The 21505-nt window shown below is 45.3% G+C and carries 27 protein-coding genes; 25 read left to right on the top strand and 2 right to left on the bottom strand.

What is annotated here, in order from left to right:
- Positions 1 to 105 precede the first annotated feature (105 nt).
- The 4 genes from rnr (at position 106) to CW735_RS17240 (ending at position 6844) form a co-directional block, all read left to right on the top strand.
- Positions 106 to 2451, top strand: a complete 2346-nt coding sequence (gene rnr / locus CW735_RS17255) for a ribonuclease R (protein ID WP_071980732.1) — start codon at positions 106 to 108, stop codon at positions 2449 to 2451.
- Positions 2452 to 3192 carry a 23S rRNA (guanosine(2251)-2'-O)-methyltransferase RlmB gene (gene rlmB / locus CW735_RS17250; RefSeq protein WP_100973021.1) on the top strand — a complete coding sequence of 247 codons (741 nt, stop codon included), beginning with the start codon at positions 2452 to 2454 and terminating at the stop codon, positions 3190 to 3192.
- A gap of 270 nt (positions 3193 to 3462) precedes the next feature.
- On the top strand, positions 3463 to 4440 hold the full coding sequence (locus tag CW735_RS17245) for a transposase (RefSeq protein ID WP_100973020.1): 978 nt from the start codon (positions 3463 to 3465) through the stop codon (positions 4438 to 4440).
- 715 nt (positions 4441 to 5155) lie between these two features.
- Positions 5156 to 6844 carry a S8 family serine peptidase gene (locus CW735_RS17240; protein WP_100973019.1) on the top strand — a complete coding sequence of 563 codons (1689 nt, stop codon included), beginning with the start codon at positions 5156 to 5158 and terminating at the stop codon, positions 6842 to 6844.
- A gap of 55 nt (positions 6845 to 6899) precedes the next feature.
- Here CW735_RS17240 and CW735_RS19650 read toward each other — a convergent pair whose 3' ends face one another.
- Positions 6900 to 7229 (bottom strand): hypothetical protein, encoded by a 330-nt coding sequence (locus CW735_RS19650; protein WP_157812721.1) that lies wholly within the window; start codon positions 7227 to 7229, stop codon positions 6900 to 6902.
- Here CW735_RS19650 and CW735_RS17230 point away from each other — a divergent pair, their 5' ends adjacent.
- Positions 7230 to 7436, top strand: coding sequence for a hypothetical protein (locus CW735_RS17230; protein WP_015068459.1), 207 nt, complete (start codon positions 7230 to 7232; stop codon positions 7434 to 7436).
- Positions 7437 to 7818: 382 nt separating this feature from the next.
- Positions 7819 to 8856 (top strand): IS110 family transposase, encoded by a 1038-nt coding sequence (locus CW735_RS17225; protein ID WP_100970721.1) that lies wholly within the window; start codon positions 7819 to 7821, stop codon positions 8854 to 8856.
- A gap of 195 nt (positions 8857 to 9051) precedes the next feature.
- Here the strand turns inward: CW735_RS17225 and CW735_RS17220 are convergent, their stop codons facing one another.
- Positions 9052 to 9249 carry a hypothetical protein gene (locus CW735_RS17220; protein ID WP_157812720.1) on the bottom strand — a complete coding sequence of 66 codons (198 nt, stop codon included), beginning with the start codon at positions 9247 to 9249 and terminating at the stop codon, positions 9052 to 9054.
- A 167-nt stretch (positions 9250 to 9416) separates the two neighbouring features.
- Between CW735_RS17220 and CW735_RS17215 the strand changes: the two genes are divergently transcribed.
- The 19 genes from CW735_RS17215 to CW735_RS17125 all read left to right on the top strand — a co-directional run bounded on the left by CW735_RS17215 (position 9417) and on the right by CW735_RS17125 (position 21495).
- The gene (locus CW735_RS17215; RefSeq protein ID WP_015068459.1) at positions 9417 to 9623 is read left to right on the top strand and encodes a hypothetical protein; all 207 of its coding nucleotides are present in this window, start codon (positions 9417 to 9419) and stop codon (positions 9621 to 9623) included.
- A 382-nt stretch (positions 9624 to 10005) separates the two neighbouring features.
- Positions 10006 to 11043 carry an IS110 family transposase gene (locus CW735_RS17210; protein ID WP_100970721.1) on the top strand — a complete coding sequence of 346 codons (1038 nt, stop codon included), beginning with the start codon at positions 10006 to 10008 and terminating at the stop codon, positions 11041 to 11043.
- Between the two features lie 509 nt (positions 11044 to 11552).
- The gene (locus tag CW735_RS17205; protein ID WP_232368316.1) at positions 11553 to 12989 is read left to right on the top strand and encodes a DUF4397 domain-containing protein; all 1437 of its coding nucleotides are present in this window, start codon (positions 11553 to 11555) and stop codon (positions 12987 to 12989) included.
- A gap of 412 nt (positions 12990 to 13401) precedes the next feature.
- Positions 13402 to 13770 carry a 50S ribosomal protein L14 gene (gene rplN, locus CW735_RS17200; protein ID WP_071980728.1) on the top strand — a complete coding sequence of 123 codons (369 nt, stop codon included), beginning with the start codon at positions 13402 to 13404 and terminating at the stop codon, positions 13768 to 13770.
- A 12-nt stretch (positions 13771 to 13782) separates the two neighbouring features.
- On the top strand, positions 13783 to 14097 hold the full coding sequence (gene rplX / locus CW735_RS17195) for a 50S ribosomal protein L24 (protein ID WP_071980727.1): 315 nt from the start codon (positions 13783 to 13785) through the stop codon (positions 14095 to 14097).
- Between the two features lie 17 nt (positions 14098 to 14114).
- Complete coding sequence (rplE, locus tag CW735_RS17190) at positions 14115 to 14654, top strand: 50S ribosomal protein L5 (protein WP_071980726.1); 540 nt, start codon at positions 14115 to 14117, stop codon at positions 14652 to 14654.
- A gap of 13 nt (positions 14655 to 14667) precedes the next feature.
- The gene (gene rpsN / locus CW735_RS17185) at positions 14668 to 14973 is read left to right on the top strand and encodes a 30S ribosomal protein S14 (protein WP_071980725.1); all 306 of its coding nucleotides are present in this window, start codon (positions 14668 to 14670) and stop codon (positions 14971 to 14973) included.
- Between the two features lie 13 nt (positions 14974 to 14986).
- Positions 14987 to 15379 (top strand): 30S ribosomal protein S8, encoded by a 393-nt coding sequence (rpsH, locus tag CW735_RS17180; RefSeq protein WP_071980724.1) that lies wholly within the window; start codon positions 14987 to 14989, stop codon positions 15377 to 15379.
- A gap of 13 nt (positions 15380 to 15392) precedes the next feature.
- Positions 15393 to 15926: a 50S ribosomal protein L6 gene (gene rplF, locus CW735_RS17175; RefSeq protein ID WP_083595320.1), complete on the top strand. Its 534-nt coding sequence runs from the start codon at positions 15393 to 15395 to the stop codon at positions 15924 to 15926.
- Between the two features lie 12 nt (positions 15927 to 15938).
- Positions 15939 to 16292: a 50S ribosomal protein L18 gene (gene rplR, locus CW735_RS17170; RefSeq protein ID WP_032094986.1), complete on the top strand. Its 354-nt coding sequence runs from the start codon at positions 15939 to 15941 to the stop codon at positions 16290 to 16292.
- Between the two features lie 9 nt (positions 16293 to 16301).
- Positions 16302 to 16802, top strand: a complete 501-nt coding sequence (gene rpsE / locus CW735_RS17165) for a 30S ribosomal protein S5 (protein ID WP_071980723.1) — start codon at positions 16302 to 16304, stop codon at positions 16800 to 16802.
- Positions 16803 to 16808: 6 nt separating this feature from the next.
- A complete protein-coding gene (gene rpmD, locus CW735_RS17160; RefSeq protein ID WP_032094888.1) occupies positions 16809 to 16988 on the top strand; it encodes a 50S ribosomal protein L30 in 180 nt (59 codons plus the stop codon).
- Between the two features lie 4 nt (positions 16989 to 16992).
- On the top strand, positions 16993 to 17427 hold the full coding sequence (gene rplO / locus CW735_RS17155; RefSeq protein ID WP_071980722.1) for a 50S ribosomal protein L15: 435 nt from the start codon (positions 16993 to 16995) through the stop codon (positions 17425 to 17427).
- Positions 17428 to 17432: 5 nt separating this feature from the next.
- Positions 17433 to 18752, top strand: coding sequence for a preprotein translocase subunit SecY (gene secY / locus CW735_RS17150; RefSeq protein ID WP_032094886.1), 1320 nt, complete (start codon positions 17433 to 17435; stop codon positions 18750 to 18752).
- A 37-nt stretch (positions 18753 to 18789) separates the two neighbouring features.
- Positions 18790 to 18903: a 50S ribosomal protein L36 gene (rpmJ, locus tag CW735_RS17145; protein ID WP_013786217.1), complete on the top strand. Its 114-nt coding sequence runs from the start codon at positions 18790 to 18792 to the stop codon at positions 18901 to 18903.
- Between the two features lie 174 nt (positions 18904 to 19077).
- The gene (gene rpsM / locus CW735_RS17140) at positions 19078 to 19434 is read left to right on the top strand and encodes a 30S ribosomal protein S13 (protein WP_012519216.1); all 357 of its coding nucleotides are present in this window, start codon (positions 19078 to 19080) and stop codon (positions 19432 to 19434) included.
- A gap of 14 nt (positions 19435 to 19448) precedes the next feature.
- Positions 19449 to 19841 (top strand): 30S ribosomal protein S11, encoded by a 393-nt coding sequence (rpsK, locus tag CW735_RS17135; protein ID WP_013786215.1) that lies wholly within the window; start codon positions 19449 to 19451, stop codon positions 19839 to 19841.
- Between the two features lie 24 nt (positions 19842 to 19865).
- Positions 19866 to 20486 carry a 30S ribosomal protein S4 gene (rpsD, locus tag CW735_RS17130; protein WP_032094884.1) on the top strand — a complete coding sequence of 207 codons (621 nt, stop codon included), beginning with the start codon at positions 19866 to 19868 and terminating at the stop codon, positions 20484 to 20486.
- A gap of 19 nt (positions 20487 to 20505) precedes the next feature.
- Positions 20506 to 21495 carry a DNA-directed RNA polymerase subunit alpha gene (locus CW735_RS17125; RefSeq protein WP_071980721.1) on the top strand — a complete coding sequence of 330 codons (990 nt, stop codon included), beginning with the start codon at positions 20506 to 20508 and terminating at the stop codon, positions 21493 to 21495.
- Positions 21496 to 21505 lie beyond the last annotated feature (10 nt).

Here is a 21505-nt window from a genome sequence, read left to right as displayed (position 1 = left end):
GCAATGTTTTTGTGGTAAATACTGTTATACTGTGCACCAAACGACCAAATGGTAAAGCAATTAGGCTAAGCCGTTTAATACAAATAAAAGGTAAATTACAAATACATGAGTGACGACCCGCATTATCAGCGCGAGAAAGAAAAGTACGAAAATCCGGTAGCAAGCCGGGAACATCTGATGAGCATTTTGAAGGAAGAAGACAAACCTATGTCATTCCTTGATATTTGCGCACAGGTAAACGCCGAAAGCGAAGATGCCCGAATTGGAATTCAGCGACGATTGCGCGCTATGGAGCGCGAGGGCCAAGTGCAGTTTACCCGTCAGAAAAAGTACATTCTTCAAAACCGTGATGAAATAATTAAAGGCCGGATTATAGGCCACCGCGACGGTTTTGGATTCTTGCGCCCAGAAGATAAGAGTGGCGACTTGTTCATTAGTGCAGGGCAAATGAATATGTTCTTGCACGACGACGTTGTAGAAGCTCGAATAAGCGGTACCGATCGCCGCGGTCGGAAAGAGGCGTTCATTACCCAAGTGATTGAGCCGAGAAGCGAGCCAATTGTGGGCCGCTATTTTCTTGAGCAAGGCTTTGGCATGGTGGTTCCAGACGATAGTCGTCTGCAACAAGAAATAGTTATACCTCCAGAGAGTACTAACGGCGCTCGAATGGGACAGGTAGTTGTAGTAGAACTATCGCAACGACCACGTCGAAAAATGAGCCCGGTCGGGAAAGTGGTAGAAGTACTTGGCGAGCATATGGCGCCGGGAATGGAAATTGAGATGGCGTTACGCACGTTCGATATTCCTCACCAATGGCCGAAAGGGGTAACTAAACAGGTTTCAAACCTTACCGACCAAGTGCCGGATGAAGCCAAAGCCGGTCGAGTCGATCTGCGACAATTGCCGTTAGTCACTATTGATGGTGAAGACGCTCGAGACTTTGACGATGCTGTATATTGCGAACCATTGGACGACGGTGGATGGCAGCTTTGGGTGGCTATTGCCGATGTTAGTCATTACGTTCGCACGGGCACAGCGCTAGACGATGAAGCCCAGCAGCGCGGAAACTCGGTCTATTTTCCTGACCAAGTTATTCCTATGTTGCCGGAAGTGCTTTCAAACGGACTGTGCTCACTTAACCCTGAGGTAGATCGCTTGTGCATGGTGTGCGAAATGACCATTAGCGCACAGGGCAAACTAGAAGAGTTTCAGTTTTACGAAGCAGTAATGAACTCCCATGCGCGACTGACCTACAATAAAGTGTGGAATATTCTTCAGGGTGATAAAGAGTTACACCAGCGCTACGAAGCTCATGTTCCGCATTTGCGTAATTTGCACGATTTGTACCGCAGCCTGAAAAAGTCTCGCGCCAAGCGCGGTGCCATAGAGTTTGAAACGCAAGAAGTGAAGTTTGTGTTTAACGCTCAGCGAAAAATTGAAGACATTGTTCCACTGGTTCGCAACGATGCACATAAGCTTATTGAAGAATGCATGATAATGGCCAACGTGAGTGCTGCGCTTATGCTTGAAAAGCACGAAGCGCCGGCTTTATTCCGAGTTCACGACAAGCCAGATGCCGACAGGCTTACAGCATTCACAAGTTACCTCAGCGAGATTGGTATTCCACACCGCATTGTTGATGATGCAGAGCCTTCTGCATTTACCGACGTGGTGTTAAAAACCAAAGGCCGCGTAGATGAAGAGTTGATTCAGACCATGCTTCTTCGCTCTATGAAACAAGCGGTGTACGACGGAGAGAATGTCGGTCACTTTGGTTTAGCATTAGAGGCCTACGCGCACTTTACCTCGCCCATACGTCGTTACCCTGATTTGGTTGTTCACAGAGCACTAAAAAGCATTATTGCAAAACAGCAGGGCAAAAAGTCGGTTAGCGGAAGCAAAACCTATACGGTTGACGAAATAGAGCAATTAGGCGAGCAGTGCTCAATGACCGAGCGCAGAGCAGACGATGCAACTCGCGATGTCGCTGATTGGCTGAAATGTGAGTTTATGCTCGACCACGTAGGCGATAAGTTTGAAGGTGTTGTAAGCTCGGTAACCAATTTTGGTTTATTCGTTCGCCTTACTGAATACCATATTGATGGTCTGGTGCATATTACGTCGCTAGATGATGACTACTATCATTTCGACGAAGTGAAAATGGCATTAGTTGGTGAGTCTGGTCACAATCAATTTAGATTGGGCGATACTGTAGAAGTGCAAGTTGCTGCTGTAAATTTAGATGAGAGAAAGATTGATTTATTACTCGATAAGTCTATGCTGCGCAGCCCCGGTGGTAAGAAGGTTAAGGTAAAAACTGCCAAAAAAGCCACTACCAGAGGGAAGCGCGGACCTAAACCTGCAGCCGGTAAAGGCGGCGCTAAACGCGGTGGAAAAGGGCCTGCACAAGCAGCTAAATCAGACAATACTAGTAAAAAAGGAAAGCGTTAAATGGCGCAGCAAGAGTGGTTATACGGCTTACACGCTATGCAATCGGTGTTAGAAAATGAACCCGAACGCGTTGTTGAAGTGATGGTGCTTAAGGGAAGAACCGATGAGCGTCTCGTCAATATTGTGAACCAGGCCCGCCGTTTTGGCATTTCCGTGCAGTTTTGTCAGCGCAAAGCATTAGATGACAAGGTAAACGGCGAGCAACACCAAGGTGTGGTGGCAAGAGCCAAGCCAGCTCGTGTTCTCGACGAGGCTGACCTCGATCGTATTTTAGAACGCGAGCCTCAACCTTTGTTACTTGTGTTAGACGGTATTACCGACCCACATAATCTTGGTGCCTGCCTGCGAACCGCTGACGGCGCAGGCGTTCACGCGGTTGTTGTACCTAAAGATAAATCTGCAAGTTTAAACGGTACTGTGCGCAAAGTAGCGTGTGGTGCAGCCGAGGTCATCCCGCTTATTCAAGTTACCAATCTTGCGAGGAGCTTAAAGCACCTTCAAGACAAAGGGCTTTGGATTGTGGGGACAGCCGGCGAAACTGATAAAACATTGTTTGATGTGAATCTTAAAGGCCCTACCGCTTTGGTGATGGGCGCTGAAGGAAAAGGCATGCGCAGGCTGACTAAAGAGACCTGCGATGAACTTGTTAAGCTTCCCATGGCTGGCAGTGTTTCAAGTTTAAACGTATCGGTTGCCACCGGCGTATGTTTATATGAGATTGTAAGGCAGCGCCTAAGTTAGAGATGTGAAAACTGATGAGGGCTGAACTCTGTGCACCACCAAAAGGGCAACTATATTGCCCTTTTTTTGTACCCGCAAAAGTAACCACTAATGAGACAGGCATAAAAGAGCATTAAAATTAACCACTAATAAGACACACATAAAAGAATAGCAACAAAAAGCAAATGAGACAGGCATAAAACAATTTTAAAACTGTACCTCAATACACTTTCTTTAGGTGATGTAGCACTCCAAACTGGTAGCAGCATAATTAAACGTTAGAATAGCTCGATGCCTAAAGCCCGAAAGTCTCAAATTAGCTTATCAGATACACCGTATTATCACTGCGTATCTCGTTGTGTTCGCCGCGCATTCTTGTGTGGAACAGAGCACGGAAAAAGCTTCGAACACCGCCGCAAGTGGGTTGAAGACCGCATTCATGTATTAAGTGATGTATTTGCGATAGAAGTTTGTGCCTACGCGGTAATGAGTAACCATACCCATATCGTTCTGCATGTGAATAAAGAGAAAGCGATAGCGCTCTCTACAGAAGAGGTTATTGAGCGTTGGCACTCGCTGTACAGAGGAACCTTGTTAACGCAGCAGTATGCCTCGCCCATGACACGAAAAGGCCTCAGCGAGGCACAGATAGACACCGTGGAAAATACGGCAGGCGTGTGGCGAGCACGACTTTATGATATCAGTTGGTTTATGCGCGCACTCAATGAGTACATAGCTCGCGCGGCCAATAAAGAGGATGAATGTACAGGACATTTTTGGGAGGGAAGATTTAAATCCCAGGCGCTACTGGATGAGTCTGCACTAGCTGCCTGTATGGCCTACGTCGATTTAAACCCGATACGCGCTAATGTGGCGAAAACGCCTGAAACCTCTAACCATACCAGCATTCAATACCGAATTCGTGCTGCAAGGGTGGGTAAAACACCGAAACGACTCATGCCTTTTGCTGGCAACTCACAGCGAGATAGGCCCCATGGCTTACCTTTCACTCTTAGCGATTACCTTCAGCTTGTGGATACAACAAGTCGGTGTATTCTTCCAACTAAACACGGCAAAGTAGAAAGCAATATGCCACACATTCTAGTGCGTCTTGGCATCGACGATGAAAAATGGCTGACGTTAACTACCCAGTTTGAAAACTGTTTCAAGCACGCTGCGGGAAAAGTGGTTCACCTCGAGCAGTACGCCCACAACCAACATCAACAGCGAGTTCATGGACGAAAAAGCGCTATGCGCTTACTTGGATAATTTCACCCCAAATCAATCGATGACATCCTGGCACAGCCAACCTGACTCTACATATCTTTTCCACAAAGAAATCTAATTCCTCGACTGCGTCTAATTAACTCAACAATGTTTTGCTGACCTTAATTTACTGTATCATTAATCAAGTTAAGAGAAATAACGACCTGTTTTCTAAAATGCCTGTCTTAATAAGTAAACTGCCTGTCTAAATTTAATAAATCTACTCATTCCACCTAGCTAACTCACCAAACCAAGTGCTCACTTATCTCCTCAGCTATCTCTAGTTAATGCCAATAATTCTCAAAAAGGTATAGGTCACATTTTGTTACATTTGCATTTGTAAAATAATTGTTAATTATTAAATTCTATTCCTAATATGAATTTGTCCAAAAGCTAGGGTTTACGTGGTTTGTCCTTTTAAATTGCATTTTGATTATTTTTAAAAGGTATGAAAAAAGCTCATCAAGTTTTGAGTAATATACTTAACATGTTGATTCTCTGGCTAATATGGGCTTTGTAGATGAAGTGCAACGCACGCTTATTTACGACAACTGACACGCGGGTAGGTCGTTACAACGCAGTTGCGTTGAAAGTCATGGATAGGCGTTTCGTATGAGGTAATGGTTGAACCTGTATGTCAAAACATAACTAAAGGTTTCAAAAGTACGAGATTAAAAGTGCTGAAACTAAAAAAAGACAGATAAACAGGAAATAAATTTTGAATTTAAAAAATAAGAAACACACATGTATGACGGCGGCTGCCATCGCAGTGTCCTTAGCCTTTGCTGGTCAAAGTGCAGTAGCTGAAGAAAATGCTCCGGTAAAAGTAGAAGCAAAGAAACAGTCTTTCTCATCAAAATTAAACAAGGGCCTAAACAAACGTTTCACAAAAATCGGTTTTGGCTCACTTGAAGAACCTGGCGATCGTTACATCGTAAAATTTAGAGACGAAATGACATCTGACGTCCTGATGGGCACTAACGATGAGTCTTTAAAAGGCAAAGGGGCGTTAAAATTCGGTCAGCAGAAAAAAGCGTTTAACGTTCAAGCTGCAAAAAATGATGTTGTGCGAGCAGGGGGATTAGTTAAAAAGACCTTGAAAAAGCAACGTTTAATGGCAGCGAAGTTAGATCGTAAAGCCTTGAATGAATTACGTAAAAACCCAAATGTTGAAAGCATTGAAATAGATGCAAAACGCAAACTTATGGCGCAAACCACGCCATACGGCTATACCATGGTTCAGGCTAATCAATTCGGCCAAGCCGATACCACTGCACGTAAAGTGTGTGTTATCGACACAGGTTACAACTTAGGCCATCCCGACTTACCGGATACCAATAACGGTGTTACAGGTAATGCGAATAACGTTGCGGTGGGCAATTGGTACAATGACGGAAACGGACATGGAACGCACGTTGCTGGCACTATCGCTGCTTATGATAATAACGAAGGTGTTGTAGGTGTATATCCTGGCGTCGATCTTCATATCGTAAAAATATTCAACGACAACGGCCAATGGACTTACGCATCAGATCTAATCGACGCTATTTCTCAATGTCAGAATGCAGGCTCTAACGTGGTTAACATGAGCCTAGGTGGCGGCAGTGCATCGGCAACAGAGCGCGATGCCATGCAAAGCTTCACTGATGCGGGTATGCTGTTAGTGGCAGCAGCGGGTAACGATGGCAATAGTGGCAAGTCTTATCCTGCCTCTTACGATGCGGTAATGTCTGTAGCTGCGGTAGATTCAAACGAAAACCGCGCCAGCTACAGCCAGTATAACGACCAAGTAGAAATTGCGGCACCTGGTAGCGCTGTACAGTCTACTTATCCAACAAACACCTACGCTGCGTTAAGCGGTACGTCAATGGCGACACCTCACGTAGCTGGTGGTGCAGCATTGATATGGAGTTACTTCCCGCAATGTACAAATAACCAAATTAGAAATGCGCTTAATGTAAGTGCTGAAGATAAAGGCAGTGCAGGTCGCGATAACTTTTACGGTTTCGGTCTCATGCAACTAGCCAATGCTTACAACCAACTAAATACCAACGGTTGTGACGGTAACGGCGGCGGTACAGACAACGGCGGTAGTCCAACGGTTGAGCCGGTATCTGGTCAGGTTCCGGGCCTATCTGCTTCACGTAACGACTGGAATCGCTATACCTGGACTATTCCTGAAGGCGTTAGCCAAATGTCGGTGAGTATTGCTGGTGGTTCGGGTGATGCAGACTTGTACATGAAGTTTGGCTCACAACCTGAGACCGGTGATTTCGATTGTCGTCCGTATCGTAACGGTAACAACGAAGTGTGTACGTTTGACGCACCAGCTGCGGGTACTTGGCATATCGGCGTACGTGCTTACTCTAGATACAGCAACGTTACGCTGTCTTACTCTTACGAGTAATTCTCTTGGGAGTAACTATTCGCGATTATCGTTAAACAAGCCTGATCGGCAATTATCAATCTAAGCCTGCAGATTTTGCAGGCTTTTTTGTTTGCCCAGCGAAGCTGGCAAACCCGTCAGGTTGAAAGAAACCTGAATCACCCTGACTGAGGGGAAGATAATCCGAATGGCAAGGGCGTTGTTGGCCAACGGCAGGGTCTGAAGGAAGCCATAGGAAGTTAGAGGTACACAACGCAAGTGAACCTGATTCGGCAAGACAGGAGGGTAAGCGTGCAAAATAGCGCGAAGCCCGATACTCAGTCAGTCCTGTTTTGTGTTTGAGGGTGGAATTTCTAACAGGGAGCCAGTGCAGTAACTGGGGAAGCCTGGCATTAGATCCAATCAAATGGTTGGACGTATCGTTCAAGGAGTGATCCAAGAATGTTGCGAGTGTGAGGTGGCAGATGAACCCGTAGTAGTGAGTAAGGCTAGGCCGATGAAAGCCAGTAATGGTGTGGAGGGTAAAACCAAGCCGACTATCAGCATTGTGTTTGATAGGATCTATTTTAGCCAAAAGCTTAAATGGATTGCGAAGGGGGGAAGCAGACTTTAAGACTCTGATGAGTTGTGAGTTTTTTTATCATTGATACACAAGCCGCCAGATCAGCGGGACAAGTCGAATCGGTGCGCTAGGAATAGTGATGTCTGGTGAGACAGGCCGTATATGGGAAGTAATTGTAGTCAAATTTGGTAGATTGCCTCAGTGCTAGAACGCCAAACCCTGCAATGAAAGTTACCACAATGTTAGAAAATGAACGATGTCCATAGGGCGCACGATACTAGATTGCAAATTAGCATTGTGTCACTTAGCAAGTGATATGAAGTATGCAGGAGCCGTATACGAGGCCCGTACGTACGGTTCTGTGAGATGTATGGACTCCCTTCCCTGAAAGGGGTACGGTCTTAATTGTCAAATTAGCCAAAGGGGTCCATACATGATTAAGAATACAATTATTGCAATTGACCTTGCAAAGCATTCCTTTCAGGTTTGCAAGTTCAACAGTGACGGAAAAATTGATTATAACAAAGCAATGAGTCGTAAAGCATTGATAGCACTTCTGGGAAACCATGTGTCAGCGTTAGTGGCAATGGAAGCCTGTGGTGGCTCGAATTACTGGGCGCGTTTAGCGAGGCGGCATGGTCATCAAGTAAAAATCATTCATCCTCGCGCAGTAAAAGGGCTGCAATTAAAGCAAAAAACAGATAAAAATGACGCCTACGCTATCGGTATTGCGGCTCAATTACCTCATATAAACTCTTGTGGCATCATGGAGGAAGATGAACAGGGTCTTCAGGCCCTGGAGCGGGTGCGAATGCTGCAGTTGGAGCAAAGGACGGCGTTGGCAAACCAGATACGAGGACTGTTGACGGAATTCGGGATTGTGATAGCAAAGGGGTTAAATCATTTAGTCACTGCGCTGCCTGACATTTTAGAAGATGCAGAAAACGGCTTGCCGATGAATTATCGTCAGGCTTTGGCTGCGCAGTCACAAATGTTACAACTCTATACGACTCAAATAGAAAGTTATGACAGGCTCATAGCAGAACACACGCGGCATAATCCTGTTTGCCAGAAATTAAGTAAACTCGAAGGCGTAGGCCCTTTGATTGCTTTGGGGTTAACCGTTCGATTGGGAAATGCGACAGAGTTCAATACAGGCCGGGATGCATCAGCATGCATAGGTTTGACACCGAAGCAGCATTCGACCGGCGGTAAAGAGCGATTGGGACATATTTCTAAAAACTGTGCAGATAAAAGATTGCGAAGTTTGCTCTATCAGGGAGCAATGTCGGTAGTGAATAAAGCAGTATCCAGAGAGCCTAAGACTGTGAAAGAGCAGTGGCTGAAGGCGTTAGTTGACCGAAGGGGAAAGAAGGTTGCTGCCATCGCGTTAGCAAATAAAACGGTGAGAACCGCTGTTGCTCTAATAAAGAATAATGACGATTACAATCCGATACTGTTAGCAGCCTAAGAGTTAGTAAATCAACAAATTGCGAAAATAAATGGTAAGACCAACCAGCAGAATTCAGCCAGTCCTCTCAAGTGACTAAACACTGTGTGTGAGAATTGAACTGTTGGTGCGTATACATCGAAGGGCAGGAGTAGCTCTCCATTTAAAGCCCGTATATAAGAGCGCATCTACTACTAATTTTTCAAAAGATGTTGATTACTTCAGGGAGTCCATATAAGAGGGATGAGGCGCAAGCCTCACCCTACTCGATGTTTGCCCAGCGAAGCTGGCAAACCCGTCAGGTTGAAAGAAACCTGAATCACCCTGACTGAGGGGAAGATAATCCGAATGGCAAGGGCGCTGTTGGCCAACGATAGGGTCTGAAGGAAGCCATAGGAAGTTAGAGGTACACAACGAAAGTGAACCTGATTCGGCAAGGCAGGTGGGTAAGCGTGCAAAATAGCGCGAAGCCCGATACTCAGTCAGACCTGTTTTGTGTTTGAGGGTGGAATTTCTAACAGGGAGCCATAACGTGGTTACCAGAACAGTAACTGGGGAAGCCTGGCATTGGATCCAATCAAATGGTTGGACGTATCGTTCAAGGAGTGATCCAAGAATGTTGCGAGTGTGAGGTGGCAGATGAACCCGTAGTAGTGAGTAAGGCTAGGCCGATGAAAGCCAGTAATGGTGTGGAGGGTAAAACCAAGCCGACTATCAGCATTGTGTTTGATAGGATCTATTTTAGCCAAAAGCTTAAATGGATTGCGAAGGGGGGAAGCAGACTTTAAGACTCTGATGAGTTGTGAGTTTTTTTATCATTGATACACAAGCCGCCAGATCAGCGGGACAAGTCGAATCGGTGCGCTAGGAATAGTGATGTCTGGTGAGACAGGCCGTATATGGGAAGTAATTGTAGTCAAATTTGGTAGATTGCCTCAGTGCTAGAACGCCAAACCCTGCAATGAAAGTTACCACAATGTTAGAAAATGAACGATGTCCATAGGGCGCACGATACTAGATTGCAAATTAGCATTGTGTCACTTAGCAAGTGATATGAAGTATGCAGGAGCCGTATACGAGGCCCGTACGTACGGTTCTGTGAGATGTATGGACTCCCTTCCCTGAAAGGGGTACGGTCTTAATTGTCAAATTAGCCAAAGGGGTCCATACATGATTAAGAATACAATTATTGCAATTGACCTTGCAAAGCATTCCTTTCAGGTTTGCAAGTTCAACAGTGACGGAAAAATTGATTATAACAAAGCAATGAGTCGTAAAGCATTGATAGCACTTCTGGGAAACCATGTGTCAGCGTTAGTGGCAATGGAAGCCTGTGGTGGCTCGAATTACTGGGCGCGTTTAGCGAGGCGGCATGGTCATCAAGTAAAAATCATTCATCCTCGCGCAGTAAAAGGGCTGCAATTAAAGCAAAAAACAGATAAAAATGACGCCTACGCTATCGGTATTGCGGCTCAATTACCTCATATAAACTCTTGTGGCATCATGGAGGAAGATGAACAGGGTCTTCAGGCCCTGGAGCGGGTGCGAATGCTGCAGTTGGAGCAAAGGACGGCGTTGGCAAACCAGATACGAGGACTGTTGACGGAATTCGGGATTGTGATAGCAAAGGGGTTAAATCATTTAGTCACTGCGCTGCCTGACATTTTAGAAGATGCAGAAAACGGCTTGCCGATGAATTATCGTCAGGCTTTGGCTGCGCAGTCACAAATGTTACAACTCTATACGACTCAAATAGAAAGTTATGACAGGCTCATAGCAGAACACACGCGGCATAATCCTGTTTGCCAGAAATTAAGTAAACTCGAAGGCGTAGGCCCTTTGATTGCTTTGGGGTTAACCGTTCGATTGGGAAATGCGACAGAGTTCAATACAGGCCGGGATGCATCAGCATGCATAGGTTTGACACCGAAGCAGCATTCGACCGGCGGTAAAGAGCGATTGGGACATATTTCTAAAAACTGTGCAGATAAAAGATTGCGAAGTTTGCTCTATCAGGGAGCAATGTCGGTAGTGAATAAAGCAGTATCCAGAGAGCCTAAGACTGTGAAAGAGCAGTGGCTGAAGGCGTTAGTTGACCGAAGGGGAAAGAAGGTTGCTGCCATCGCGTTAGCAAATAAAACGGTGAGAACCGCTGTTGCTCTAATAAAGAATAATGACGATTACAATCCGATACTGTTAGCAGCCTAAGAGTTAGTAAATCAACAAATTGCGAAAATAAATGGTAAGACCAACCAGCAGAATTCAGCCAGTCCTCTCAAGTGACTAAACACTGTGTGTGAGAATTGAACTGTTGGTGCGTATACATCGAAGGGCAGGAGTAGCTCTCCATTTAAAGCCCGTATATAAGAGCGCATCTACTACTAATTTTTCAAAAGATGTTGATTACTTCAGGGAGTCCATATAAGAGGGATGAGGCGCAAGCCTCACCCTACTCGATAGTTATCAGAAGCCGCCTTGGAGTAAACCCTCTCAGGAAAACCTTCTACGTTATAGCCCAAACAACCCTTCTTGCTATTTTCCCAATTTGTTTAGTTTTACGCCGTTTTCTTCAGTTAAATGTCAGTTTTGTAAAGAAAGAGTAAAGCTATGAACCTACGCCACATTTTTATGCCATAACGGCGTTCGGCGCATGTTTTCCCGTCTGTGCTGCTATCTAATTTATCTATTTAAAAACAAATTTAAAGGAAACACCGTTTATGCAATTACTCTCTTCGCTTTATCGTACCTGTCACTTTAGAAGCGGTGCCTGTCACATTAGTAATAGTGCCTGTCACTTTAGTAAAACTTTAGCGCTAGCCTTGGTTGCGCTGTTCGCCCTTTCGGCATGCGGTGGCTCAGATAGCGGTAGCTCAGATTTTGAATCTGCATATCTTCAGTTCTATAACGCATCACCAAACGGCGCAAACGTAGAAATGAGAGAAGTAGATGAAGACAGCTTTGGTTCAGCGCAATTTGGCGATGCTACGCCTATGTATTCAATGGAAAGCGGCGAAATTGTATTAGAGTTCATTCGTACGGATTCAGATGACCAAGAAATCTATATCGATGAGATAACGGTAAATCTAAGAGAAGGCGACAAAACAATAATCGTCATGAGTGGCGACTTCAATAACCCTACATTCACGGAATATAGTTATGAACGGGAGACGCTTGAAGACCATTTCCGATTATTAGCACTATCGGTGACAATGGAAGGCAATTCCTTCGACTTTTACATGAGTGATGCAGGTGATCCCTTTGAAGCAGCCAACTTTCTTGGAACAGTAACACCAAACGATTTAGGCGAATTAATCTATTGGGACGGTGATGACGACAGCGACGACTTCGATGAGGGCGAATACACAATATATCTAACAACACCCGGAAGCAACGAGGTGATCTTCGAGTCGCAAACTCTCGATTTTGTTTTCGAAACTGAATACGTAATGGCGCTTCGTGATGTAAGTGGCGCTATCCAAGAAGGATTAGTGGTCGATACCATTTTGAATTCATCTACTGTCTCAGCGCTAACCGATGTAGAGGCCGACGCTCAATATCGTATTTACAATTCAACAGACCTGACAACACCGCTTAACATTACCTTTGGTGGCAACACAGACGAAGAAGACATTGAATTTGCATTGTCTGCTGGAGAGCTTTCGGAGTTTTCTGCTATTCGTTACGGTGACTATCGGGTGAGCGTAACCGACTCAACAGATACATTAACGCCCTTAAGCAATAAGCTTGTAACGCTAAACCAAGGTGAAAGTAAGGCAATATTGATTTATCAAACAAACAATACGCTCAAAGCTTCTACCTTTGAAGAGAGCGGGCTGCCGCAGGCGTACGACAAAACTGTTAACTTCATCAATCTCGTTAGCGATTATGACGACGTTGAAGTTTACTTGGTACGCGTTGACGAAACCATAGACACAGCGGAATACAAAATTCGCAATCTGGAGTTTGGTGAAAGCAATAGTACGGTACTGCCGTCAGACTTTTATGAAGTCATCGCAGTCTACGAAGATGACAACGACGAACAAGTGCTACTAGACAGAACAGCACTGTTCGGCTTTACAGAAGAAGAAAACTATATTGTAACCATCGAGCCTGCAAACACACCTACAGGCTACCAAATCAATGTACTGTTTTAGTCGTTCACAAAAAAGAGATGTGATAGGAAATACGAAGGTTTTCACTCAACAACTAGCCTAAAATTATTAGACTAAATGATGAGTGAAAAACCTACCATTTTCTGAATTCTCTATTACTTTTAAAGTATGCCCGAATGTCATCTCGTGGTGCTCATGTCGACGTTCAGGTTTGGAAATAGTTCCTGCTTGATGACCTCCTCTGTGGTTATCTACCCCCCAGTTAGTCGCTGGGGGTTTTTTTATTCGCCCCAGTCTAAAATTAATTCAATTTTCCGCTATCGCTTCGCTAATAATTCTGTTATAGTTTCGCGCCCTTTTTATGGGGGTATGTACATAAAAGCAGCGATATCCAGTTGCTTTTAGCAGCACAATAACGACTCGGGAGAGTCTTAATTTAGAGCGGAGCACTAACATGATCCAAATGCAAACTAACCTGGACGTTGCAGACAACAGCGGCGCTCGCAGGGTTCAGTGTATTAAGGTTCTTGGTGGCTCGCATCGCCGTTATGCAGGTATCGGTGACATCATCAAAGTTACTGTTAAGGAAGCAATTCCTCGCGGTAAAGTTAAAAAAGGTGACGTACTGAATGCAGTGGTGGTGCGTACTAGAAAAGGCGTTCGTCGTTCAGATGGTTCAACCATCCGTTTTGACGGTAACGCGGCTGTTTTGCTTAATGCAAACAAGCAACCAATTGGTACGCGTATCTTTGGCCCGGTAACCCGTGAGTTGAGAAGTTCAAACTTCATGAAAATCATCTCATTGGCCCCAGAGGTACTATAAGGAGTCACGATAATGGCTAATAAAATTCGTCGTGATGATGAAGTAGTCGTATTAGCGGGTAAAGACAAAGGCAAACAAGGCAAGGTCCTTAAAGTGCTTATGGCTGATGACCGTTTAATTGTAGAAGGCGTTAATCTCGTCAAGAAACACACTAAGCCTAACCCACAATTGGGTGTTGCTGGTGGTATTGTTGAGAAAGAAGCTTCTATTCACGTTTCTAATGTTGCGATTGTTAACCCGGCAACGGGCAAAGCAGATCGCGTTGGTTTCCGTTTTGAAGATGAGAAGAAAGTACGTTTCTTCAAGTCTAACGGCGAACTTGTTTAATTATATTGGAGAGTACGATGGCGAAACTGCATGATTTCTATAAAGAAACAGTAGTAGCTGAACTTGCTAAGCAGTTCGGGTACAAAAGCGTCATGCAAGTCCCTCGGATTGAAAAAATCACTCTAAACATGGGTTTAGGTGAAGCAGTTGCTGACAAGAAGGTGCTTGAAAATGCTCAAGCTGACATGACGGCTATCGCCGGTCAGAAGCCTGTTGTTACAGTTGCTAGAAAATCAGTAGCGGGCTTTAAAATCCGTGAAGGTTATCCGATTGGCTGTAAAGTAACCCTACGTGGCGAGCGTATGTGGGAATTCCTAGAGCGTTTGATTTCAATCGCTATCCCGCGTATCCGCGACTTCCGTGGTTTGAATCCTAAATCATTCGACGGACGTGGTAACTACAGCATGGGCGTGCGTGAGCAAATCATTTTCCCTGAAATCGATTTCGATAAAGTGGATAAGGTTCGCGGTATGGATATTACTATCACTACCAGTGCGAATACTAATGACGAAGCACGTGCTCTGCTGGACGCGTTTAACTTCCCATTCAAAAAGTAAGGGGTGTAGGGTTATGGCAAAAGAATCAATGAAAGCACGCGAAGCGAAGCGTACTAAGCTAGTAGCTAAGTATGCTGAAAAGCGCGCGGCACTTAAAGCGATTATCAGCGATGTTAACGCTTCTGAAGAAGAGCGTTGGGACGCTGTTCTGAAGCTACAACAACTACCACGTGACTCTAGTAAATCTCGTCAACGCAACCGTTGTCGTGTAACTGGTCGTCCACATGGTTACCTACGCAAATTCGGTCTTAGCCGTATTAAGCTTCGTGAAGCAGCGATGCGCGGTGAAGTCCCTGGCCTTAAGAAAGCCAGCTGGTAAGGAGTAGCTGATAATGAGTATGCAAGATCCTATCGCGGATATGTTTACCCGCATCCGTAACGGCCAGATGGCACAGAAAGTTTCTGTAACTATGCCGTCTTCTAAGCTTCGCGTTTCTATCTGCGAAGTATTGAAGTCAGAAGGTTACATCGTAGACTTCGCTGCATCTGGTGACGTTAAGCCTGTTTTAGAAGTTACGCTTAAGTACTTCGAAGGCAAGCAAGTAATTGACACTATCGAGCGCGTAAGTCGCCCCGGTCTGCGCATCTATAAGAAAAAAGATGAGCTTCCAAAGGTTATGGGTGGCTTGGGTATCGCTATCGTGTCGACTTCAAAAGGTGTGATGACTGACCGTGCAGCGCGCAACGCTGGCATGGGCGGTGAGATCATCGGTTATGTAGCATAACGGAGGAGTTGAAATGTCACGTATAGCAAAAGCCCCAGTAGACTTGGTATCAGGTGTAGAAGTTTCTATCTCTGGTCAAGAAGTTACTGTAAAAGGTAGTAAAGGCACATTGAGCCGCGTTTTTAACGACGCTGTTGAAGTTGTACAAGAAGAGAACCAGTTGAAAGCACTTCCTCGTGAAGGTTTTGCAAACAACTGGGCACAGGCTGGTACTGTTCGCTCACTTCTTAACGCAATGGTTCAAGGTGTTTCACAAGGTTTTGAGAAAAAGCTTCAGCTAAATGGTGTTGGTTACCGTGCTCAAGCACAAGGTAGCAAGCTTAACCTTACGCTAGGTTTCTCTCATCCTGTAGTATACGAAATGCCTCAAGGCATTACCGTTGAAACTCCTAGCCAAACTGAAATCGTCGTCAAAGGCGCCGATAAGCAGGTGGTAGGACAGGTTGCGGCGAACATTCGTGGTTACCGTCCACCAGAGCCTTACAAAGGCAAAGGTGTTCGTTATGCTGACGAAAACGTACGTCGTAAAGAAGCTAAGAAAAAGTAGGTGGGTGATACGATGGATAAGAAAACAGCTCGCATTCGTCGCGCTACTCGCGCACGAGCAAAAATTCGTGAACTGGCCGCGCATCGCTTGGTAATTAACCGTACACCTCGCCACATATACGCTCAGCTAATCGCTCCTTGCGGTTCTGAAGTATTAGCGGCGGCTTCAACTGTTGAGAAAGATCTTGCGAAAGATCTTAAGTCTACAGGTAACGCTGAAGCAGCGACGGTAGTCGGTAAAGCAATCGCAGAGCGCGCTATTGAGAAAGGCATTAAAGCAGTGGCTTTCGATCGTAGTGGCTTCCAATACCACGGTCGCGTTAAAGCATTAGCTGATGCAGCTCGCGAAGCTGGTCTTCAGTTCTAGGAGTTTATAATGGCTAAACAAGACGTTCAAAATGGTGAATTTCTAGAGAAATTGATTGCCGTAAACCGCGTATCTAAAGTGGTTAAAGGTGGTCGTATCTTTAGTTTCACTGCATTGACAGTAGTGGGTGACGGTAACGGTCGCGTAGGTTTCGGTTACGGTAAGGCACGTGAAGTTCCTGCTGCAATCCAGAAAGCTATGGAAAAGGCACGTCGCAACATGGTTGACGTAGACCTTAACGGCAATACGTTACAGCACCCTATTAAAGGTCGTCACTCTGGCTCTAAAGTTTACATGCAGCCTGCATCAGAAGGTACCGGTATCATCGCCGGCGGTGCAATGCGTGCAGTACTTGAAGTAGCTGGCGTACAAAACGTACTTTCAAAATGTTACGGCTCTACAAACCCAATCAACGTTGTTCGTGCAACAATCAACGCGCTGACAGAGATGAATTCTCCAGCGAAAGTTGCTGCGAAACGTGGATTGTCTGTAGATGAAATTTTGGGGTAATCAGACATGGCAACGATTAAAGTAAAGCAAACTAAAAGTGCTATCGGCAGACTGCCTAAGCACAAAGCTACGCTTAAAGGCTTAGGTCTTCGTAAGATCAACCATGTTCGTGAACTGGAAGATACCCCAGCCGTACGTGGCATGGTCCACCGTGTACATTACATGGTCGAGATAGTGGAGGAGTAAGAACATGCGTTTAAATACTATTGCTCCTGCACCAGGGGCTCATAAATCTGGTAAGCGTACTGGTCGAGGCATCGGCTCAGGTCTTGGTAAAACGAGTGGCGTAGGTCACAAAGGTCAAAAAAGCCGTTCAGGTGGCCGCGTTAAGCCAGGATTCGAAGGTGGTCAGATGCCTTTACAGCGTCGTCTTCCGAAGTTCGGTTTCACTTCACGCAAGAGCTTTGTTACTGATCAAGTAACGCTTGCAGAAATTGCGAAAGTTGACGGTGATACAGTGTCTCTTGAAACACTTAAAGCAGCAGGTCTTGTTAAGAAAGAAATGCAGTTTGTAAAAGTAGTTAAGAGCGGTGAAGTATCACGAGCTGTAACAGTAAGCGGTTTAAAGGTTACTAAAGGCGCTAAAGAAGCGATTGAAGCTGCTGGCGGTAAAGTAGAGGAATAAGCTAGATGGCTAAACCAGGATTGGATTCAGGCGCTAAAAGCGGCTTGAGTGAGCTTAAAGCAAGATTGTTGTTCGTACTAGGTGCGATTGTTGTTTTCAGACTAGGTTCTTATGTTCCTATCCCTGGCATCGATCCAGCTGTACTTGCTGACTTGTTCGAGCAACAGAAAGGCACCATTGTAGAAATGTTTAACATGTTCTCTGGTGGTGCGCTTGAGCGTGCATCCGTTCTGGCTTTGGGCATTATGCCATACATTACTGCATCCATTATTATGCAGTTGCTCTCGGTGGTTCATCCACCGATGGTAGAGCTTAAAAAAGAAGGTGAAGCAGGCCGTCGTAAAATCAGTCAGTACACGCGTTATTTAACGCTTGTACTAGCGATTTTCCAGTCAATTGGTATCTCGACTGGTCTGCCCAACCTAATTAATGGATTGGTATTGAACCCTGGCTTCGGATTCTACTTTACAGCGGTAGTGAGTCTAGTCACGGGAACTATGTTCCTAATGTGGTTAGGTGAGCAAATTACCGAAAGAGGTATCGGTAACGGTATTTCAATCTTGATTTTTGCTGGTATTGTTGCGGGTTTACCTACAGCAATAGGCCAAACGGCAGAGCAAGCAAGACAGGGCGACATTAACCTGTTGTTCCTATTGTTGATTGCTGTGATTGTTATTGCGCTCACATACCTAGTGGTATTTGTTGAGCGCGGACAGCGCAGAATTGTGGTAAACTACGCGAAGCGTCAGCAGGGCCGTCAGGTTTTTGCAGCGCAGAGCACGCATTTACCATTGAAGGTCAATATTGCTGGTGTAATTCCACCAATCTTTGCTTCCAGTATTATTCTGTTTCCAGGAACTATCGCAGGATGGTTCGGTCAGAATGAATCAACAGCTTGGTTGCAGGATGTAGCATTAATGCTATCTCCAGGTCAGCCGCTATATGTAATGCTTTATGCAGCAGCTATTATCTTCTTCTGTTTCTTTTACACGGCGTTGGTTTTCAACCCGCGTGATACAGCAGACAACTTGAAGAAGTCTGGTGCGTTCATTCCTGGTATTCGTCCGGGTGAACAAACATCGCGTTACATAGATAAGGTAATGACTCGCCTCACATTGGCTGGCGCACTGTACATAACCTTTATTTGTTTAGTGCCTGAATTTATGCTAATTGCCTGGAATGTGCCGTTCTACTTCGGTGGTACGTCGCTTCTCATAATCGTGGTGGTTATCATGGACTTTATGGCACAGGTGCAGACGCATTTGATGAGTAGTCAATATGAGTCTGTTCTGAAGAAAGCTAATCTTAAAGGCTACGGCCGTTAAGTTAGCCCCTTAATAGTAAAGATAGGGGAGTGATGTAATGAAAGTTCGTGCATCAGTTAAAAAGATTTGCCGTAACTGTAAAGTTATCAAGCGCAACGGCGTTGTGCGTGTAATTTGTACAGAGCCAAAGCACAAGCAAAGGCAAGGTTAATCTAAGCGGTAAAGAATACTTGCAAGGCTACTAAGCAGAATCCGAATTATACTTATCGGGTTCTGCTAGCTTTGTTTATGGGTATTTTGAACCTAAATTTGCAATTTGGTCGACGGATGAGTATCCTATCGGGCTTTTTAGGTCGTCGACAATTAAACAAGAGGAGTGCTGTTAATGGCCCGTATCGCTGGCATTAACATTCCTGAGCACAAGCATGCTGTTATCGCTATCCAAGCGATCTACGGCGTTGGCCCCACACGTGCGAAAAGCATTTGTGCGGGTGCTGGTGTTGCAGAAAATACAAAAATCAAAGAGCTAGACGAAGCTACTATCGATAAGCTTCGTGACGAAGTGGCGAAATTCACTGTTGAAGGTGATTTACGTCGTGAAGTCTCTATGAGCATCAAACGTTTGATGGACCTGGGTTGCTTCCGTGGTATTCGCCACCGTCGTAGCTTGCCTCTACGTGGTCAGCGCACTAAAACTAATGCGCGTACCCGTAAAGGTCCTCGTAAGCCAATTAAGAAGTAAGCGGGGAGTAAGTTATGGCAAAAGCACCAGCTCGTAGTACGCGTAAGCGCGCTAAACGTCAGGTTGCAGACGGTATGGCTCATATCCATGCGTCTTTCAACAACACAATTGTGACTATTACAGACCGTCAAGGCAATGCACTAGCATGGGCGACATCTGGTGGTTCAGGTTTCCGTGGTTCACGTAAATCTACCCCATTTGCTGCACAGGTTGCTGCTGAGCGTGCAGGTGTAGCTGCACAAGAATACGGTCTTAAGAACCTAGAAGTGTTCGTAAAAGGTCCAGGTCCAGGCCGTGAGTCTGCGATCCGTGCTCTTAACGCTACTGGTTATAAGATCACAAATATTACCGATGTGACACCTATTCCTCACAACGGTTGTCGTCCACCGAAAAAACGTCGCGTTTAATCGACGGACAGTTGGAGAAAGATCATGGCAAGATATTTGGGTCCAAAACTCAAACTTAGCCGTCGCGAAGGAACTGACTTGTTCCTTAAAAGCGGCGTTCGCGCAATCGATTCTAAATGTAAAATCGATACAGCGCCTGGTCAGCATGGTGCCCGTCGTGGCCGTTTGTCTGACTACGGTGTTCAGCTGCGTGAGAAACAAAAAGTTCGTCGTATGTTCGGCGTACTGGAAAAGCAATTCCGCAACTACTATAAAGAAGCTGCGCGTCTAAAAGGCAACACAGGTGAAAACTTGCTACAGCTTTTAGAGCAGCGTCTAGACAACGTGGTTTATCGTATGGGATTTGCTAGTACACGTGCTGAAGCACGTCAGCTAGTAAGCCACAAGGCGATCATGGTAAATGGTCAAGTTGTGAACATTCCATCGTTTAACGTTTCTGCCGAAGACGTGGTTTCTGTTCGTGAAAAAGCGAAAAAGCAAGCGCGTATCGTTGCTGCTTTAGAACTGGCTGACCAACGTGAGAAGCCAACCTGGATTGAAGTAGACAGCACTAAAATGGAAGGCACTTTCAAGCGCGTTCCAGAAAGAACTGATTTGTCTGCTGAAATTAACGAACAGTTGATCGTCGAACTTTACTCTAAGTAAAGCCAACTAAAGAGGAAGCATTGTGGGTTCTGTGACTGAATTCCTAAAACCGAGATTAGTAGAGATCGAAAACGTTTCTCCTACTCGTGCCAAAGTAACTTTGGAACCACTAGAGCGCGGCTTTGGCCACACTCTAGGTAACGCCCTACGTCGTATATTACTGTCATCTATGCCAGGATGTGCAGTGACCGAGGTAGAAATAGATGGCGTTCTTCACGAGTACAGCACCAAAGAAGGTGTGCAAGAAGACGTGATCGAAATCTTGCTCAATCTTAAAGGTTTAGCGGTTCGCCTTGAAGGTAAAACTGAGGCAACCCTAACTCTAGTGAAATCTGGCGCTGGCCCTGTTGTTGCTGGTGATATTCAGCATGATGGCGACGTAGAAATTGTTAACCCTGACCATGTTATTTGTACTCTAACTGGCGAAGCTGAAATCAGCATGCGCGTTAAAGTAGAAATGGGTCGCGGTTATGTACCAGCTTCTACCCGTCGCTCCTCTGAAGAAGATGATCGTCCAATTGGTCGTTTGTTAGTTGATGCTTCATACAGCCCAGTAGAGCGCATTGCATACACTGTTGAGTCTGCTCGTGTTGAACAGCGCACAGACTTAGACAAACTAATCATCGATATGGAAACAAACGGCACATTAGATCCTGAAGAAGCGATCCGCCGTTCTGCAACCATTCTAGCTGAACAGCTTGATGCATTCGTAGACTTACGCGATGTATCTGAGCCAGAAGCGAAAGAAGAAAAACCGGAATTCGATCCGATTCTACTTCGCCCAGTTGATGACTTAGAGTTAACAGTACGTTCTGCTAACTGCTTAAAAGCAGAAGCTATCCAGTACATTGGTGACCTGGTACAGCGCACTGAGGTTGAGCTACTTAAAACGCCTAACCTTGGTAAGAAATCGCTAACTGAAATCAAAGATGTTCTAGCATCTCGTGGTTTGTCTCTAGGCATGCGCCTAGAAAACTGGCCGCCAGAGAGCATCGCTGAAAAAGATTAATCAGGTTTTT

Origin of the sequence: Alteromonas sp. MB-3u-76 (genome assembly GCF_002831605.1) — a bacterium.
Classification (GTDB): domain Bacteria; phylum Pseudomonadota; class Gammaproteobacteria; order Enterobacterales; family Alteromonadaceae; genus Alteromonas; species Alteromonas hispanica.
Note: the sequence above shows the minus strand (reverse complement) of the source record. Positions and strands in the feature narration are given on the sequence as shown.